The sequence below is a fragment of the Hydrogenophilus thiooxidans genome (genome assembly GCF_019049855.1).
Classification (GTDB): Bacteria; Pseudomonadota; Gammaproteobacteria; order Burkholderiales; family Rhodocyclaceae; genus Hydrogenophilus; species Hydrogenophilus thiooxidans.
Map to the genome: position 1 here is coordinate 61,411 of NZ_JAHLSY010000011.1, position 17,790 is coordinate 79,200.

16 protein-coding genes are annotated in these 17,790 nt (G+C 60.2%); 8 read left to right on the plus strand and 8 right to left on the minus strand.

Annotated features, from left to right (window positions below; genetic code table 11):
- Nucleotides 1–19: 19 nt before the first annotated feature.
- From nirJ to KUL93_RS07020, 4 genes are read left to right on the plus strand one after another with little or no spacing between them, the layout of a single operon-like run.
- On the plus strand, nucleotides 20–1,216 hold the full coding sequence (gene nirJ, locus KUL93_RS07005; protein WP_217126359.1) for a heme d1 biosynthesis radical SAM protein NirJ: 1,197 nt from the start codon (nucleotides 20–22) through the stop codon (nucleotides 1,214–1,216).
- Between the two features lie 12 nt (nucleotides 1,217–1,228).
- Nucleotides 1,229–2,788, plus strand: a complete 1,560-nt coding sequence (locus tag KUL93_RS07010) for a nitrite reductase (RefSeq protein WP_217126360.1) — start codon at nucleotides 1,229–1,231, stop codon at nucleotides 2,786–2,788.
- On the plus strand, nucleotides 2,785–3,390 hold the full coding sequence (locus KUL93_RS07015; protein WP_217126361.1) for a cytochrome c oxidase subunit 3: 606 nt from the start codon (nucleotides 2,785–2,787) through the stop codon (nucleotides 3,388–3,390). Before KUL93_RS07010 ends, KUL93_RS07015 begins: the two co-directional genes overlap by 4 nt.
- An 8-nt stretch (nucleotides 3,391–3,398) precedes the next feature.
- A complete protein-coding gene (locus KUL93_RS07020) occupies nucleotides 3,399–3,680 on the plus strand; it encodes a cytochrome C oxidase subunit IV family protein (RefSeq protein WP_217126362.1) in 282 nt (93 codons plus the stop codon).
- A gap of 170 nt (nucleotides 3,681–3,850) precedes the next feature.
- Here KUL93_RS07020 and KUL93_RS07025 read toward each other — a convergent pair whose 3' ends face one another.
- The 6 genes from KUL93_RS07025 to KUL93_RS07050 form a co-directional block, all read right to left on the minus strand.
- Entirely contained in the window at nucleotides 3,851–5,254 is a 1,404-nt protein-coding gene (locus tag KUL93_RS07025) for a cbb3-type cytochrome c oxidase subunit I (RefSeq protein ID WP_119334956.1), read from the minus strand.
- A 46-nt stretch (nucleotides 5,255–5,300) separates the two neighbouring features.
- Nucleotides 5,301–5,732 carry a c-type cytochrome gene (locus KUL93_RS07030; protein ID WP_217126363.1) on the minus strand — a complete coding sequence of 144 codons (432 nt, stop codon included), beginning with the start codon at nucleotides 5,730–5,732 and terminating at the stop codon, nucleotides 5,301–5,303.
- An 84-nt stretch (nucleotides 5,733–5,816) separates the two neighbouring features.
- Nucleotides 5,817–6,218 carry a SirB2 family protein gene (locus KUL93_RS07035; RefSeq protein WP_217126364.1) on the minus strand — a complete coding sequence of 134 codons (402 nt, stop codon included), beginning with the start codon at nucleotides 6,216–6,218 and terminating at the stop codon, nucleotides 5,817–5,819.
- Entirely contained in the window at nucleotides 6,215–7,537 is a 1,323-nt protein-coding gene (locus KUL93_RS07040) for an NnrS family protein (protein ID WP_217126365.1), read from the minus strand. Before KUL93_RS07040 ends, KUL93_RS07035 begins: the two co-directional genes overlap by 4 nt.
- Complete coding sequence (locus KUL93_RS07045) at nucleotides 7,534–7,821, minus strand: DUF2249 domain-containing protein (RefSeq protein ID WP_217126366.1); 288 nt, start codon at nucleotides 7,819–7,821, stop codon at nucleotides 7,534–7,536. Before KUL93_RS07045 ends, KUL93_RS07040 begins: the two co-directional genes overlap by 4 nt.
- Nucleotides 7,818–8,243, minus strand: coding sequence for a hemerythrin domain-containing protein (locus KUL93_RS07050; protein ID WP_217126367.1), 426 nt, complete (start codon nucleotides 8,241–8,243; stop codon nucleotides 7,818–7,820). Before KUL93_RS07050 ends, KUL93_RS07045 begins: the two co-directional genes overlap by 4 nt.
- Before the next feature lie 147 nt (nucleotides 8,244–8,390).
- Here KUL93_RS07050 and KUL93_RS07055 point away from each other — a divergent pair, with 147 nt between their 5' ends.
- Complete coding sequence (locus tag KUL93_RS07055; protein ID WP_217126368.1) at nucleotides 8,391–9,743, plus strand: UDP-glucose dehydrogenase family protein; 1,353 nt, start codon at nucleotides 8,391–8,393, stop codon at nucleotides 9,741–9,743.
- A gap of 111 nt (nucleotides 9,744–9,854) precedes the next feature.
- On the opposite strand, the gene KUL93_RS07060 is transcribed toward KUL93_RS07055, so the two are convergent.
- Nucleotides 9,855–11,126 carry an O-acetylhomoserine aminocarboxypropyltransferase/cysteine synthase family protein gene (locus KUL93_RS07060; protein WP_217126369.1) on the minus strand — a complete coding sequence of 424 codons (1,272 nt, stop codon included), beginning with the start codon at nucleotides 11,124–11,126 and terminating at the stop codon, nucleotides 9,855–9,857.
- A 122-nt stretch (nucleotides 11,127–11,248) separates the two neighbouring features.
- Here KUL93_RS07060 and KUL93_RS07065 point away from each other — a divergent pair, with 122 nt between their 5' ends.
- Nucleotides 11,249–12,022: a DUF2189 domain-containing protein gene (locus KUL93_RS07065; protein WP_217126370.1), complete on the plus strand. Its 774-nt coding sequence runs from the start codon at nucleotides 11,249–11,251 to the stop codon at nucleotides 12,020–12,022.
- Here the strand turns inward: KUL93_RS07065 and KUL93_RS07070 are convergent.
- Entirely contained in the window at nucleotides 11,968–13,776 is a 1,809-nt protein-coding gene (locus KUL93_RS07070) for a chorismate-binding protein (RefSeq protein WP_217126371.1), read from the minus strand. The two genes, KUL93_RS07065 and KUL93_RS07070, sit on opposite strands and share 55 nt — an antisense overlap.
- 112 nt (nucleotides 13,777–13,888) lie before the next feature.
- On the opposite strand from KUL93_RS07070, the gene KUL93_RS07075 reads away from it, so the two are divergent.
- Together KUL93_RS07075 and KUL93_RS07080 are read left to right on the plus strand one after the other, a co-directional pair.
- Nucleotides 13,889–16,474: an acyl-CoA dehydrogenase gene (locus KUL93_RS07075; RefSeq protein ID WP_217126372.1), complete on the plus strand. Its 2,586-nt coding sequence runs from the start codon at nucleotides 13,889–13,891 to the stop codon at nucleotides 16,472–16,474.
- Between the two features lie 24 nt (nucleotides 16,475–16,498).
- Nucleotides 16,499–17,782, plus strand: a complete 1,284-nt coding sequence (locus KUL93_RS07080) for an acetyl-CoA C-acetyltransferase (RefSeq protein ID WP_217126373.1) — start codon at nucleotides 16,499–16,501, stop codon at nucleotides 17,780–17,782.
- Nucleotides 17,783–17,790 lie beyond the last annotated feature (8 nt).

Consider the following 17,790-nt stretch of genomic DNA (forward strand, 5'->3'; position numbering starts at 1 on the left):
CTGCCCCAAGGAGCCCAAAATGTTTCGCATTTCCGCTTTCATTGCTGAACTCTTCGAACCGACACCCGTTCGGGAGCGCCGTCGCTTGCCTGGGCCCGTCGTGATCTGGAACCTCATCCGCCGCTGTAATTTGTTGTGTGCCCACTGTTATTCGCTCTCGGCCGACACCGATTTTCGCGGCGAACTGACCACGGAAGAGGCGCTGGCGGTGATCGATGACTTGGCGGCGATGCGTGTTCCGGCGTTGATTCTTTCCGGCGGGGAACCGCTTTTGCGTCCCGATCTCTTTCTCCTGGCCGATTATGCCAAGGAGAAAGGGCTCTACACAGCGCTTTCTACCAACGGGACGTTGATCGACGACGCGATGGCCGAGCAGATAGCCGCGACCCATTTCGATTATGTCGGCATCAGCCTCGATGGCATGGGAGAGACGCATGACCGATTTCGGCGCAAAGTAGGAGCGTTCGAAGCGTCGCAACGAGCGCTCTTGGCCTTGAGCGACCTGGGGGTGAAGGTGGGGGTGCGCTTTACGATGACCGAGGAGAACGCGCACGATTTCGTCCCCTTGCTCGATTGGGTTGCCGAGGCGGAGATTCCCCGCTTTTATTTCTCACACCTCAATTACGCCGGGCGAGGCAAAAAGAATCGCGGGCGTGATGCAGTTGCTCAAACGACGCGCCACGCGCTTACGACCCTTTTTGAGCGCGCGCTTGCCGATTATCGCGCCGGAACGGGCCGGGAGTACACCACGGGCAACCACGATGCCGACGGTCCGTTCTTTCTCTTGTGGGTGCAGGACCATTTTCCCGAACGTGCCGAGCATATCGCAGCAAAGCTGCGTCAGTGGGGAGGAAACGCAAGCGGCGAAAACATTGCCAATATCGATAACCTGGGTAATGTCCATCCCGATACGATGTGGTGGCACGTTACGCTGGGCAATGTGCGCCATCGCCCATTCTCAGCGATTTGGCGCGATGAAACCCATCCGTTGCTTGCAGCATTGCGTCGCTATCCGCGCGCCGTGAGCGGGCGGTGTGGTGTGTGTCGTTATTTGTCGCTTTGTAACGGTAGCTCCCGGGTTCGCGCCGAAATGGCCGCTGGTGACCTCTGGAGCGAAGACCCCGCATGCTATCTGAGCGACGAGGAGGTGGGGGGGACTCCTGGCCAGGTTGAAGTTGCAACGCAGTCCAAAACCGCCGAGATCTTGACGCTGTAAGGGGCGAATTCGATGACATTGCGAACGAGAAAGGTAGCGATCGTGCTGGCTTTGTGGGTCTTGGGCCACACTCCGTCGCTTTTTGCGCAAGGACCGGAGAACTGGTACCGTGATCTGTGCGCGCAGTGTCATGGTTCAGACCGTACCGGGGGGTTGGGGCCTGCGCTGTTGCCCGAGAGCTTAGAGCGGGTGCGGTTGCCGAACGTGGTCGATGTGATCGCGAAGGGACGGGTGGCAACGCAGATGCCGGCATTTTCCGGGCAATTGACGCCGGAGCAGATCACTTCGCTGGCCCAATGGTTGAAGACCGCGCCAGCCGAGATCCCAGAATTGACGTTGGAATCGATGCGGGCTACCCACTGGTCGAAGCCAGTATTGCCGCTCGACGGCCCGAAGGATGGGGGAGAGCGCTGGAACCGTTTCGTGGTGGTCGAGCAAGGTGACCGCCATTTGACGGTGCTTGATGGCGATCGATTCCAAGTTTTGGCTCGGCTGCCCACCCATTACGCCGTGCATGGTGGCCCCAAATTCTCGCCGGATGGGCGCTTTGTTACCGTAGTGTCGCGTGACGGTTGGGTTGAAAAGTTCGATCTTTGGGCGCTGGAAAAGGTGGCGGAGATCCGAGTCGCGGTCAATACCCGCAATGTCGCGGTCTCTAGCGATGGTCGTTATGTCGCGGTGGCAAACACCCTGCCCGAAACCCTCGTGATCTTGGACAGCAACCTGACGCCGATCAAAATCCTGCCTGGGCAAAGTCTTGAGCGCAAAGAGCATTCGCGGCTTTCCGCAGTCTATGACGCGCCGCCACGCAAAAGTTTCGTCGTCGCTTTCAAAGAGATGCCCGAGTTGTGGGAAGTGCGTTACGATGAGGCAGCCGAGCCGGTTTTCGACGGCCTGGTTCATGATCACAAAATGGCGGAAGGCTTGGCCGTGCCGGGGTTTCTCCATCCCAAGCGGACACGTCTTCCGGCGGTACTGGATGACTTCTTCTTCGCTCCGGGGTACCGCAATCTGATCGGCGCGTCCCGAAGTGGGGAGAGTTTCGTGGTCAATCTCGATGTTCGCCAGGCGATTGCATCTTTGCCCCTTGAAGGGATGCCCCATTTGGGCTCTGGGATCACCTTCGATTACGGCGATCGGCGGGTGATGGCAACCACCAATTTGCGCCGTGCGGAACTTTCGGTGATCGATCTCGATCGGTGGCAGTTGGTCAAATCGGTACCGCTCTGCGGTCCGGGCTTTTTCGTCCGTAGCCACGAAAAGAGCCGGTACCTCTTCGTCGATTCGATGATGGCGCCGAGCTGTCGCGATACCCTCACCGTGATCGACAAAACGACGCTCGAGGTCGTCAAAACTTTACGCCCGAAACCGGGAAAAACCCTTGCCCACGTGGAATTTACCGCAGACGGGCGCTACGCGTTGGCAAGCGTGATGGAACCGGCGCCGGAGGGTGCGCTTCTGGTGATCGACACCGAGACGCTTGCGATAGTGCGTGAGATCCCGGCGAACAAGCCGATCGGGAAATACAACGCTTGGAACAAGGTCCATCGTTCCGAAGGAACCAGTTGGTGACAGGGGAAAACCTCGTTACGGCGCCAAAAAACTCCTATCCGCCAGGTGATTTGGCGATCTGGTTCTTCATTCTGGCAGAACTGACCGCCTTTTTCGCGCTCTTTGCCACCTATGCGGTGAGCTACCGCATTCATTACCCCCTCTTTGCCGCGATGCAACCGACGCTCGACGCGAGGTGGGGGGCAGTGAATACTGTGTTGTTGCTGCTGGGCAGCTGGGGGGTAGCCAGGGCGGTGGTCGCAGCCAAAGCGGCGTCTCCTCAAGAGGGAAGACGCTCTAGCACTTGGCTCCTGCTTGGGGTGGCGTGTGGGTTTCTTTTTCTCGTTAGCAAAGGGTTCGAGTACGCAGCCAAGTTTCGCGCTGGCATCGATCTCGATACCAACCTTTTTTTCACCTTCTACTTTTCCCTCACCGCCTTTCACGCGATGCACGTGCTGCTGGGCGTGGTGATCCTGGCGATCGTTGCCGTCAAAGCGAGGCACGGCTCCTACCACCGCGACGCCACTGTGGGGATCGAAACGGCGGCGAGTTACTGGCACATGGTCGATCTGGTATGGCTGATCCTCTTTCCACTTCTCTACCTTCTGACGATTCCGGTTTGAAAAAGGCGATGGAAGATCCTGCAGCAGCAAAGCGCAGGCGCTTGATCGATGTCACTGCCCTGATCTTACTGGTCGCCACGGTGGGAGCTGCCGCCCTGAGCGAATGGGGACGGCAGCAGGTTGCCGGCGAACGACTCTCGTACTTCCTCTTGCTCTTGGCGGTGGGTAAAGGGTTGGCGGTGGTCGATGTCTTCATGGACCTTCGTCCGGTAGTGTGGCGCTGGCGGGGGCTGCTCTGGACGTGGGTGGTCGGCGCCGTAGCCATTTGCGGCGCCCTGATCTTGGGTTGAAGCTGAGCGAGTTTGTGTATGGTGTGTTGCAGGAGGAAGCCATGTTTGAGTTTCTTTTCAGGAGAAAGCGCACGGGTCAGATGCAACCCAAGCAATCTGAACCGCAGAAAAAAGCCCCGGCGGGCAGCGCCTGCCGGGGTCAATTCCCACGATAGGAGAGCCCAACTCGGTTATGCCGACGCCTCTTGGGCGAGCGGTCGATATTCGGGTGAACCTTCCACGCCCTTGAAGAAGCTGGTGATGTAGGCGAGCAGGCCGGCGAAGAACGCGACGCCCGCGATCACGCGCAACCAGTAGAAGAGCGCGAGTTGCTCTTGCACCTCCATGAAGGGGAGCGGATTCGCGCCCATGCGTTGCAGCCACACTTGGAGAATCCCCGCGGCGGTGAGGAAGAGCGCGATGAAGGTCATCGAGATGGTCATCACCCAGAACCCCCACATCTCGAGCACTTGCGAACGGTTGCCGTTGGCTTCGCGACCGTTCAATTTCGGCCAGACGTAGGAGATCATGGTCAGCACCACCATCGCGTACGCCCCGTAGAAAGCCAGGTGACCGTGCGACGGGGTGATTTGTGTGCCGTGGGTGTAGTAATTGACGGGTGAGAGGGTATGGAGGAATCCCCAAACACCCGCGCCCAGGAAGGCCATCACACCCGTTCCCAGCGCCCAGAGCGTAGCGGCGCGGTTGGGATGGTTCCGCCGCCGACGGTTGACCATGTTGAACGCAAAGAGGGTCATCGCGAAGAACGGAATCGGTTCGAGCGCGGAGAAGACCGAGCCCCACACTTGCCAGTAGCCCGGTGTGCCGATCCAATAGTAGTGGTGCCCCGTTCCGATGATTCCGGTGACCAGGGTCAGGGTGATGATCACGTAGAGCCACTTGTCGATCACCTCGCGGTCGACCCCGGTCACTTTGATCAGGACGAACGCCAGGATCGCACCCATGATCAATTCCCAGACCCCTTCGACCCAAAGGTGCACGACCCACCACCAGTAGAATTTGTCACGGACGAGGTTATCCGGGTTGACGAAGGAGAAAAGGAAGAAGATCGCCAGCCCCCAAAGCCCGAGCAGCAGCACCGAGCTGATCGCGGTTTTACGTCCTTTGAGGAAGGTCATGCTGAGGTTATATAGGAACGAAAGCGCGACCAAGACGATCCCGATCTTGGTGATCGTCGGTTGCTCCAGGAATTCACGCCCCATCGTCGGCAGGACGTCGTTGCCGGTCATCTCGGCCAGCTTCGCGTACGGAACCAGGAGATAGCCCAATACGGTGAGTGCGGCTGCGACGAGGAAGATCCAGAAGGTGGCGATCGCCAGCTTCGGAGCATGCAGTTCGCGTTCCGCCTCTTCAGGGACGAGGTAGTAGGCAGCACCCATGAACCCCATCAACAACCAGACGATCAGCGCGTTGGTATGGACCATGCGCGCCACGTTGAAAGGAATCGCCGGAAAGAGAAAGTCACCGACGACGTACTGAATGCCCATGATCAGGCCAAAGAGCACCTGCGCGACGAAGAGCGCGATCGCCGCGACGAAGTAGGGCTTGGCCACCGCTTGTGATTGGTACTTCATGAGAAGGTCCTCCTGATGGATTCGTTATCGGCAAAAGAACGGATCGTCAACCCTCGATGTTGGGCGGCCAGCCGTTGGTATCGATCTCCGAGGCGTAACGGAGGAATTCCACCAACGCGTCGAGCTCTTCCTCGGTGAGGTTGAACTGCGGCATTTGGCGCCGCCCCGGTGTGCCGGTCGGTTGTGCCTTGATCCAAGCCTTGATGAACTCAGGACCCCGCCGTTTGTAGACGTTGCCGAGTTCCGGCGCGAAGTAGGCGCCTTCCCCCAAAAGCGTGTGGCAGCCGATGCAGTTGTTTTCTTCCCAAACCCGTTTGCCCACGGCTACTTGGGGGTTGGCTTCGAGCAACGCACGGGCGTCACGCTGCGGCAACGCGCTTTCGGTATGGAACGTCAGCGCGAGAAAAAGCAAAAAAGAAAAAAGGGCGCCGCCATAGAAAATATTGCGGGCCGTTGTCGTGGAAAAGGTACTCCTCATCGTTTGGCTCCTTGTCACAAAACCCGACAATGGGTTGGCAAGGAGCAGTCTAATGATTCGTGCGGAAAGATGCCTTGACCCGCGTCAATTTATGGCAAAGCGTGGTGTCAGCCAACTGAGTGGGTGGTGGTAGATCGCAGTGCCGACGAGCATCGCAACACACACCAACGCCACGATGCATGCACACCACTGTCCGCGGCGTGTCAGTGCGCGTTTGAGCGCAAAGTGCCCTGCGATGATGTAGGCGAGTAACCAAAAGAATTTCGCCGTCAACCACGGTGTGGTGAAGGGGTATTGGCCGATCATCGCTGCCATTCCCAGCCCAGAAGTCAGCAGCAGGGTGTCGTTGATGTGGGGAAGGACACGGGTTAGTGGCGCGTGTAGCCAAGGGTGGGAGCGAAGCCGCCAAGTAAAGCGAAGAAGAAATCCGGTGATGGTGAGCGTAACGGTGGTGAGATGCAGGTGTTTGAGCAGAATGTAACTCATGACGTAGCGATTTGAGCGGATTCTGTGGGGTCGAGATGTTTTCGTTCCCATTCGTTGAAGAGTTGCCACGCGTGCCAGAGGATGCGCGCGAGTTGCACTGCCGTGGCAATCACCGCGATGCCCGCAACGCGGCTCATCGGTTCCGGCAGGAAAACGGCGGCGAAAAGAAGCAAAAGCGTTGCTAGCCAGAGCCAACGCAACCGTTCGCCTTCCTTTTCCGGGGTGATCTTGAGCATCGTCGGCGGAAAACCTTTGCGGTTGGGCATCTGTTGGATGTTGAGCCAGGTAAGGAAGGGAATGATCTTGATCCACATCGCGCAGATCACCCCGGCGAATCCGCCCCAGAAGACCATGATGCCGACAAGGAATGGAGAAAACTCAGGCAAAGTGGCACTGGCAAAGGCCATCGCCACGGCAAGACATAGGGCGATCATCGCGCCCCGCCAAAGGTGCCCTGTGGTCTCCCGTTTTTTGCGTTTGCTGCGATCTTGCAGGGCGAGCGTTTGTGCCGCGAATGCCCACGCCAACCAGCCAACGCCAAGGACTACCCAGAGCGGTGTCTTTTCCGGATGGATGACGCTGAAGATGAATGTGATGAGTGCGGCTCCCCAGAGCGCAGTGGTGAAACGCCGTCGCGTGGTAGGGGGGAATACCGGTGTGAGTTGGAACATCGGCACAACGACGAACCCAACCGTAGCAACCAGCGCCAAGCCCCACAGCCCCCACGCCGCGCTCAGATGCAGTGTCACCCATTGCAGATGGTCGAACGCGAAATGGTCTGGGGCGATTCGCTGCAGGAGGAGCAGCGCACCGAGGGCTACCGTGAGCCCGAGCCCCGCGGCAACCCAGCGCAGATCGCGGATGCTGTCGGAAAGCGAGGGGATGCGCAGCAGCAACCACAGGGTGAGGAACGCAACTGGAGCCAGTGCGGCAAGCAGCAACGCGAGCGCAACGCCAGCGAGCGCGTGGGCGACGCTGGGCGAACCGGTCCAGAGGAAGTGCGCAGCCAACGCCAAGACCCCGCCAGCAAAAGCAGCCAGCGGCCAGCGGCTTTGCCGCCATCGTTGTGGCCAGCTTTGCCCGGAGAGCACGGGGATGACCTGCATCAACGCGCCGACCATCACCGAACCCATGAAACCGAGCGCAAAAAGGTGGGTGAGCGCCAACGCAGCAGGATGCCAGCGACTCAAAAAGAGCTCAGGTCCTTCGCTGAGGAGCAAAACGCCCGCAAGTACCAGAAAAAAAGGGGCGAGCGCAAACCAACCCATCGGCATCCGATACGCGGGCGCAGCTTCGATACGCAGATCGGCGGTCTTCACGGGTAGGGTTTCCAGATGCGTACTTCAACCGTGCCGTCGTCGTGGTCGTGGCAGGAATAGCGCCACCCCCATTCGTCCAACGCCTCGAAGAGCGGGAGAGGATGGCGATAGAGCAACAAGCGGATCCACTGGTCTGGGTGCAGCGTCTCTAACGTCTCGATGGTCCGGTTGAAGGGTTCCGGTGGCAGCCAAGTGCGGGCGTCGATCGTGACACATCCGACTTCGGTAAAGCCGGGCGGTGGTTCCGCCCAAGGCTTGTCGTGCGCTACCGCGGGATCACTCATACGGTCTCCTGAAGTTGGGTGACGAATTCGGTGCCCAAGAGTTGGTCACACATCGGGTAGAGCACGTTTTCCTCTTTGAGGTTGTGCTGCTGATTCATGATGAGTAACGTCTCGACCACCCCGCGCAAATTTTCTGCATCGTGTTCGGCGACTGCGGCGTCACCTTCTGCCAGCAGTTCGCGCATCTGATCGTGTTCCATGCGCATCACGCGGGTGGGACCTTGCGTGATTCCGCTTTTCGCTTCGAACGCGGGAAAGAGGGTTTCTTCCTCCACCGCAAAGTGGCGTAAGAGGTCATCGGCGAGCGCCCGCCACGCGGTCGTGATCGCGTCCCAGTCCTCGTTGTCCAGGACGTTTTCCAACTGGGAAAAGAGCGTTTCACAATGGCGGTGTTCCGCGGTGAGGTGTTCTGCGATCGTCATCGCCGTGCTCCTTTGGGTGTGCTTAGGATGTCGATTCTATAGGCCAGAAAGCGCGGTTGCGATGACATAGATCAAAAAATGTACCGGTCCGTTTGGACAGCACCGAGCGAAGGTACAATCGTCACCGAATAGAAAAAGGAGAATGCGATGAAACTGGCTGTGATCGGAACGGGTTACGTGGGATTGGTGACCGGTGCCTGTTTTGCCGAAATGGGTAACACGGTTTGGTGCGTCGATATCGACGCTGAGAAGATCGAAGGGTTGAAAGCGGGACGGTTGCCGATCTACGAACCCGGGCTCGATGAGATCGTCGAGCGCAACGCGCGGGAGGGCAGGTTGCACTTCACCACGCAACTTGCGGATGCTGCTCAAGCGTGTGACCTTTTCTTCATTGCGGTGGGCACACCCCCGCAAGAAGACGGTTCGGCCGACCTGCAACATGTGCTCGCGGTGGCGCGGCAGATCGGTGCGGTGATCGAGCGGGATGCAATCGTCGTCGACAAATCGACCGTTCCGGTGGGTACTGCCGAGCAGGTGAAGGCGGAAGTGGAGGCGGCGCTCGCCGCGCGCGGCAAATCGTTGGCGGTTGCGGTGGTCTCCAACCCCGAGTTCCTCAAAGAGGGTGCGGCGGTCGAGGATTTCATGCGTCCCGACCGCATCGTGGTGGGCACCGACGACGAGCGGGCGCGCTCGGTGATGGCAGAGCTCTACGCGCCGTTCAACCGCAGCCATCAGCGCGTGATCTATATGGGGGTGCGCGACGCCGAAATGACCAAATACGCGGCCAATGCGATGCTCGCCACCAAAATCAGCTTCATGAACGAGATCGCGACGCTCTGTGAGCAGTACGATGTCGACGTCGAAAAGGTGCGTATCGGGATCGGCTCCGACGCGCGCATCGGCTACCATTTCATCTACCCAGGCGCGGGTTACGGCGGCTCGTGCTTCCCCAAGGATGTCAAAGCGCTCGTGCAGATGGCACGGCGCGTCGGAGTAGAACCACTCGTGCTCGACGCGGTGGAAGCGCGCAATGCGGCGCAAAAACAGACGTTACTCAACAAGATCGTCGCGCGTTTCGGTGAATCGCTTGCTGGGCGCACGTTTGGTGTTTGGGGGCTGGCATTCAAGCCGGGCACCGACGACATGCGCGAAGCGCCGTCGATTCCGCTCATCACGGGGCTCATCGAACGGGGCGCGTGTGTGAAGGCCTACGATCCGGTGGCGATTGCGAACGCGCAGAAGGTATTTCCGCAGGATTGGCAAACCGAAGAACGGCTCATTTTCACGACACACCAGTATGGCGCACTCGAAGGGGCGGATGCGATGGTGCTCGTCACCGAATGGAAGCCGTTCCGCCACCCTGACTTCGAGGCGGTGAAGCGGTTGCTGAAATCGCCGGCGGTGATCTTTGACGGCCGCAACCAGTACGATCCGGAGGCGCTTGCGCGCGAAGGGATCGTCTATTACGGAATCGGACGGCGCAACCGCCTTGCCCAGTGAGGTGCGTCCCGAATAGGCCGCTGGTTGTGTGCAAAGTCCGGTAAACGGTCGTGGTGATGCCCCTTTTGGCTGCGCACGCAGCCAAAAGGGGGTGACGGTCTGAAAGCGCCGTTACGCAGCGGCAAGCGCTTGGTCGAGGTCTTCGATCAGGTCGTCGACGTGCTCGATCCCGATCGAAAGCCGAATCATGTCCTCACTGACCCCCGCTTTTTCGAGCTCTTCCGGTGCCAGCTGACGGTGGGTGGTCGATGCCGGATGGCAGGCGAGCGACTTGCAGTCGCCGATATTGACCAGCCGCGTGAAGAGTTTGAGCGCGTCTTGAAAGCGCGCCCCGGCTTCCCGTCCGCCTTTGACGCCGAAATTGAGGATGCCCGAAGCGCGCCCGTTCATGTATTTCTGCACGAGCGGATAGCTGGGGTGGTCGGGAAGCCCAGCGTAGTTGACCCACGCCACTTTCGGGTGGTTTTTCAGGAATTCGGCAATCTGGACGGCGTTTTCGCAGATGCGGTCCATCCGCACGGCGAGCGTTTCGATTCCTTGCAGAATGAGGAACGCGTTGAACGGGCTGATCGCTGCACCCATGTTGCGTAGCGGCACGACGCGCGCGCGCCCGATATAGGCGGCTTGTCCCAGCGCTTCGGTATAGACCACGCCGTGGTAGGAGACGTCCGGTTCGTTGAGACGGCGGAACTTCTCAGGATATTCGGCCCAGGGGAATTTGCCGCTATCGACGATGATGCCACCGAGCGTCGTTCCGTGTCCGCCCAGGTACTTGGTGAGGGCATGGACGACGATATCGGCACCATACTCGAACGGACGGCAGAGGTAAGGGGTGGGAACGGTGTTGTCGACGATCAGCGGAATGCCGTGGCGGTGCGCGATCTCTGCGAGCTGTTCGAAATCGGTGACGTTGCCGAGCGGGTTGCCGACCGATTCGCAGAAGAGCGCTTTGGTGTTGGCGTCGATCAACCGTTCGAACGACGCGGGGTCACGGTAGTCGGCAAAGCGGACTTCGATGCCGAACTGCGGCAACGTGTGCGCAAAGAGGTTGTACGTACCGCCGTAGAGCGTCGAACTCGTCACGATGTTGTCGCCATTTTCGGCGATCGTGAGGATCGCGTAGGTGATCGCGGCCATCCCCGAAGCGAGCGCAAGCGCGCCAACGCCCCCTTCGAGCGCGGCAACCCGCGCTTCGAGCACCGCTTGGGTCGGGTTCATGATTCGGGTGTAGATGTTGCCTTGGACCTTGAGGTCGAAAAGGTCGGCGCCGTGCTGGGTATTGTCGAACGCATACGAGGTGGTTTGATAGATGGGTACCGCGACCGCTTTCGTCGTGGGGTCGGGGGAATAGCCGGCATGGATCAATTGCGTTTCGAACCGCATACGTCTCTCCTCTTGACTGGTATTTCGGTGGCTGATACTTTATCATGGGAAAAAAGCGTCATGTCTTGGACGGCATCACGTGTGATAAGCATATCCCCCACGCGACCACGAAAGGAGCGCCCATGGAGGAGAAAGCGTTAGCGGTTCGAACGGTGGGCATCGACGCCCCGCTGCGTTGGTTACGGAAAGGGTGGGAGGATCTTCGCTACGATCCCCTTTCGTCGTTGGGTTTTGGCGTGGTATTTGCGATCGGCGGTGGGCTGATCGTCTTGGCTACCCTTCGCGCGCCGCACCTGATGGCGGTTGCGTTTTCCGGGTTTTTTCTGCTTGCACCGCTCTTGGCCGCGGGACTCTACGCGTTGAGCCGATTACGGGGCACGGTCGAGCGGCCAGCCTTTTTCGACGCGCTGGCGTTGGTCAAAGCGAAAAAAGCGAGTCTGGCCCAAGTGGGGCTGGGGTTGCTCTTGGTGATGTTGGTCTGGGAGCGTTTCACCGCGATGCTGTTTGCGGTTCTTGCGTCACCGGAAACCGCGTCGCCGACCATCGCGGCGTTGATCGTTTCGGGAGAGGAGTGGCCGCTCGTCGTCGCGTGGTTCGTGACCGGCGGGTTGGTTGCTGCGGGGATATTTACCGTGACCGTGGTTTCCGTTCCGCTGCTTTTGGATCGCGACGTCGATCTTTTTACTGCGGTCGCGACCAGTGTCCAAGTGGTGCGCACGAACCCTTGGCCGATGGCGGTCTGGGCGGCTTGGATCGTAGGCTTGACATTGCTGGGGTACGCGCTGGTGCTCTTTGGTTTGGCGGTAACCCTGCCGCTTCTTGGTCACGCCACTTGGCACGCTTATCGCGAGTTGGTGGGTGACGCGTCGTCCCAAACAGCAGGCAGCAACCCATGAAGGGCGTTTCCCAGGTAGAGCTGTTCGGCGCGCGTGAGGTCGGCGGGGGTGAGGGGCCACTCGACTGCGTCCCCTTCCGCAAGGAGTTTTGCCCGTAAGACCCCAGCTAGACAACCGCTTGCCAAGGGCGGGGTTGCGAGCTTCGGTTCACCCGGAAATTGCACGAAAAGCGTGGTGCGGCACCCTTCGACGAGTTCGCCACGGTTATTCGTCACCAGGTAATCGAAACAGCCGTGGGCGAGGGCCTCGGCAAGTAGGCAGTCATAATGCGCGCGGCGTGTCGTTTTGTGGCGCTGCAACGGATCGGTAGGGTCGATCACCAGGTCTTGGGTGATGCGGAAACGTACCGGTAGGGCGGGAGGAGCCCAGGGGGTTGCGGTACTTGTCACGGTTCCGTCGGGCGCGAGTTCCGCGCGGATGCGCAGCGGCACGGCTTGGGTTTGCGCAAGGAGAGCGGCGCGTTCGACGGCGGCGGTGAAAGCCGCTTCGTCGAATGGGATGCCCAAAGCCGCGGCGCTCGAGCGGATGCGCGCCACGTGGTAGGGCCACAGCGCGCAGCCAACGTCCGGTTCCCAACGCATCGTTTCGATCAGGCCAATGGGCGCGGGGAGCGCCTGAACGAACCGCCCTTTGAGGAGGCACTCTTGCCATTCGGTCGTGGGGTCGGAGTCGATGACGATGCCGCTGCCGACGGAAAAGACCGTGTGTCCGTGGGGGTCGATCGTCAAGGTGCGAATCGGGACCGCGCATTCGATAGCCCCTCCGGGGAGGAGCATGCCGATTGCTCCGCAGTAAACACCACGGGGGGCGGTTTCGAGTTCGCCGATGATCTCCATCGCGCGGCGTTTCGGGGCGCCGGTTACCGAGCCGCACGGAAATAGCGCGGTAAGAATCTCCCATAGGGTGGCGTATACCCCTTCGGCGACGATCGTCGAGGTGAGTTGCGTTACCGTCGCGTAGTGGGTCTCGGTGAAGAGTTGCGCAACATGCACGCCCGCTGTGGGGGCAAGGCGGCTCAGGTCGTTGCGAATGAGGTCGACGATCATCACGTTTTCTGCCCGGGTCTTTTCGTCCAGCCAGTTGACGGCGTTAGGCGGCGCCGTCCCTTTCATCGGTTGGCAGATTACCCGATTGCCGCGGCGGGCGAAGAACCGTTCCGGGGAGCGACAGAGGATCGCTCCGCCGTCTGGTAGGGGTAGGAACGCGCCGTGGGGTACCGGTTGCGCCGCTTTCAAGCGGCGGTAGAGGGCAAGCGGCGACCCGTAGCAGCGCGCATACCAGGGAAAGGTGAGGTTCACCTGATAGCAATCCCCTGTTGTCAAGTAATGGTGAATCCGCGCGAACGCAGCTTGGTAGTGCGCTGGTGTCCAAGGCGTATGCCAACCGAGGAATCCGGCTGGGTCGTCAGCGCCGCAAGGATGCCATTGTCTTTTTGCTGCGGTGGTGTCGGCTACGTCGCTCGGCAAAACGCGGTAGCGACCAAAGCGCCACAAGCGCAACCGCCCCGGCGGGCGATGGGCAAAAGCGTTGGCGTACGCGCGGTCGAACCACGGGGCGCACTCGTAGTCGAGCGCAAACGCCCAGAGGGGGCCGTCCGCATCCGATTTGGAATGGTGGGCTTCCCGTTCGGCCGCATTCAGCAGTTGTCGCGCTTCATTTGGGTCTGTGGTTTCGTGATAGGCTTCGAGCGGCTCTGCCCAAATCTCCAGAGGGGTGCCGCTATCGCTTTCGGGGGTATCGAACCAGGCAAACATGGGCGAAGTATACCGACCCTTTTCGCAAGAAGTTCGTGAGACGACTTGCCAACAAACTTTTTTTTTAGTAGGATTCAAACAAACGTTCGATCCATTCGAATAGGAGATGGTCATGGCTTGGCTCTTGTTGCTCTTCCTCCCTCCCTTGGTGGTCGCGCTCGCCTATGGGCGAGCGCCTCTTTTTCTCTGGGGTGGAGCGATCCTGGTTTGGTGGTTGGCGTTGGCCATCAACGCAGCGTTTCCGGTATGGGTCACGGTTGTCGTGGCGCTTGCCTGGTGTGGCGTGGTCTTTTTGTTGGGGCATCGGCCGACGCGCAAACGTCTGATCACGGTGCCCATTTTCAAAGCGTTTGCGAAAGCGCTGCCGCAAATGTCGCAGACGGAGCGGGATGCGCTTGAGGCGGGCACCGTTTGGTGGGAAGGGGAGCTCTTTCGTGGGAACCCGGATTGGCAAAAATTCCTGAGCTACCCGTGGCCGAAACTGACGCCGGAAGAGCAAGCGTTCCTCGAAAACGAAACCGAGGAGCTCTGCCGCATGGTCGACGATTGGGAGTGCAGCCTCAAGAAGGACATGCCCGACGCCGTCTGGCAGTTCATCAAGGAAAAGGGGTTCCTCGGGATGATCATCCCGAAAGAGTATGGCGGGAAAGGTTTTTCCGCGTACGCCCATTCGCAGGTGATCACCAAACTCTCGACCCGTTCGAGCGCTCCGGCAGTGACCGTGATGGTGCCCAATTCGTTGGGGCCTGCAGAGCTGCTGCTCCACTATGGGACGCCGGAACAGAAAGCCTACTACTTGCCGCGCCTGGCGCGCGGGGAAGAGATTCCCGCATTTGCGCTCACCAGTCCTTGGGCCGGTTCGGACGCCGCGTCGATTCCCGATGCCGGTGTCGTCTGCCGCGGCGAATACCAGGGCAAAGAGGTGATCGGTATTCGCGTGAGCTTCAACAAGCGCTATATCACGCTCGCGCCGGTGTGTACGGTCTTCGGGCTGGCGTTCCAGCTTTTTGACCCGGAAAACTTGTTGGGTAGAGGGAAAGAGATCGGGATTACGCTCGCGCTCATTCCGGCAAACCATCCGGGCGTCGAAATCGGGCGTCGGCACCTTCCACTCGACGCGGTGTGGATGAACGGACCGATCCGCGGGGAAGAGGTCTTCATTCCGCTCGATTTCGTGATCGGTGGTGAGGCGATGGTGGGCAAAGGGTGGCGGATGTTGATGGAGTGCCTTGCAGCAGGCCGCTCCATTTCGCTGCCTGGTTCCAACACTGGGATGCAGCAGGTCACGGCGCGCGCGGTCGGTGCGTACGCGCGGATCCGATACCAATTCAAGACGCAGATCGGTCGCTTCGAAGGGGTGGAAGAGGCGCTCGCGCGCATCGGCGGCAACACCTACCTGTGTGACGCAGCGCGGGTGTTTACCGCGGGCGCGGTCGATCTCGGTGAGAAACCGTCGGTGGTTTCGGCGATCGTCAAATACCACGTGACCGAGCGGGCGCGGCAAACCGTCAACGACGGGATGGACGTGGTCGGTGGCAAAGGAATCTGTTTGGGTCCGCAAAACTTCCTGGGGCGGGCGTACGAGCAGATTCCCGTGGGGATCACCGTCGAAGGGGCGAATATCCTCACCCGCAGCCTCATCGTATTCGGGCAAGGGGCGGTCCGGTGCCATCCCTACGTGCTCGAAGAGATGCGTGCCGCGCAAAACGGTGACCTCGATGCGTTCGACCGCGCGTTCTGGAGTCACATCGCCTATACGCTCAACAACGGTGCCCGTGCGCTGGTGATGGGGCTTACCGGGGCCCGTTTCGTTCGGGTGCCATCGAGCGTTGCCCCCGAGTGCCGTCGGTATTACCAACAGCTGACCCGTTTTTCCGCAGCGTTCGCGTTCTTGGCCGATGTCTCGATGGGCGTGTTGGGGGGTGCGCTGAAACGTAAAGAGCGGCTCTCTGCCCGTTTGGGTGACATTTTGTCGCAGCTCTACTTGGCAAGCGCTACGCTCAAACGCTTCGAAGCGGATGGCCGTCCAGCTGGGGATGCGCCGTTCCTGCACTGGGCGATCTGGGATGCGTTTTTCCGCGCTCAAGTGGCCTTTACTGGCGTGATCGACAATTTCCCAATCGCACCGGCGCGGGCGTTGGCGCGGTTCGTCACCTTCCCGCTGGGGCGTCCGTTCCGTACGCCGGACGATCGTCTGGGACATCGGGTGGCGATGGGCCTGATGGAGCCCGGGGCTACGCGTGACCGTTTGACCGCGCTCGTCTATTTGCCCCAATCGCTCGAGGAGCCGCTGGGGGCGTTGGAAGCAGCACTCTTGGCCACCCAAGCGTGTGAGCCGATCGAAGCGAAATTGCGCGACGCGCAGAAAGCGGGACGCTTTGCACCGAGCATCGAAGCACTTACCAGCGGCAGTGTCGATGCGATTTGGGATGAAGCGTATGCGCAAGGGGTGATAACTGAAGACGAATACCGCAAAGTGATCCAGCGCAACCGGCTTCGTGACTTGGTGATCCGAGTCGATGACTTCCCGTACGATTTCGGGGTCAAGGCGGCAGCCGAAGCGATTCCGGACGATCTGATTGCCCGCACCGCCGCGGTACCACCCGCGATGCGCCCGTGGCCGGAAAAACGGCGCGTCGGAGGGGATCTGGCGGTGCAGGATGCGCCAGCGGTTTCGGCTTCGACCGTCGATGCGTAAGCATGCGCACACCGGGAGCATAGCGTGGCGGATCGAGCAGTCTATCTGGTAGATGGCGTACGGACGCCGTTTCTCAAAGCGAAGAACGAGCCGGGGCCATTTCGTGCATCCGACTTGGCGACCCGGGCGTTGCAGATGTTGCTGATGCGTCAGCGCCTCGACCCCGCGGTGCTCGACGAGGTGATTCTGGGTTGCGCCGCACCGCGCGCGGACGAGGTCAATATCGGTCGCGTGGTCGCGCTTCGCGCCGGCTGTGGGCGCAAGGTTCCCGGCTGGACGGTGATGCGCAATTGCGCCTCGGGCATGCAAGCGATCGATTCGGCTGCCGCGCAAATCCTTTCAGGACGTGCCGATCTCATTGCAGCGGGGGGTGTGGATGCATTGAGCCATGCTCCGGTGCTCTTTTCCGATGCGTTCGTTCGTTTCCTGGGCCGCTTTGCTTCTGCGAAAACCCCAGCGCAAAAATGGGCAGCCTTGCGCAGTTTGCGCGTGCGCGACCTCAAACCGGTGATCGGACTGATGAAGGGGTTGACCGACCCGGTGGTGAAGCAGTTGATGGGGCAAACCGCGGAGACGTTGGCGACCCGCTTCGCAATCACGCGCGAAGAGATGGACGCGTTCGCGGTCGAAAGCCATCGGCGCGCGGCCGCTGCTCAGGAAGCGGGCCATTTCGCGCACGAGATGAGCCCGCTTTTTGACGCGAGCGGTCGCCTCTATGCCCACGACGATGGGGTTCGTCCCGATTCGTCCATGGAAAAGCTCGCCAAACTCAAACCCTTTTTTGATCGTTATGGTCGGGTGACGCCCGGGAACAGCTCACAAATCACCGATGGCGCGACCTTTTTGCTCATCGCATCCGAAGATGCCGTCAAGCGCCATCATCTGGAACCCGTAGCGCGCCTCGTCGATAGTCAATGGGCAGGGCTCGATCCGGCGCAGATGGGGTTGGGACCCGTCCATGCGGCGACACCGCTACTGCAGCGTGCTGGCTGGACCTTGGACGATGTCGATTTTTGGGAGATCAACGAAGCGTTTGCCGCACAGGTGTTGGCGTGCCTCAAAGCGTGGGAAAGTGACGATTACTGCCGATCAGAGCTGGGGCTGCCGAAAGCGTTGGGCCCGATCGATCGCAGCCGCCTCAACGTCGATAGTGGCGCGATTGCGCTCGGTCATCCGGTGGGCGCGAGCGGCGCACGTATCGTCTGGCACTTGGTCGAAGTATTACAGCGACACAACGCGAAGCGTGGAATCGCCGCGATTTGTATCGGTGGCGGTTTGGGTGGCGCGATGCGCATCGAACGGCTATGAAGGATAGG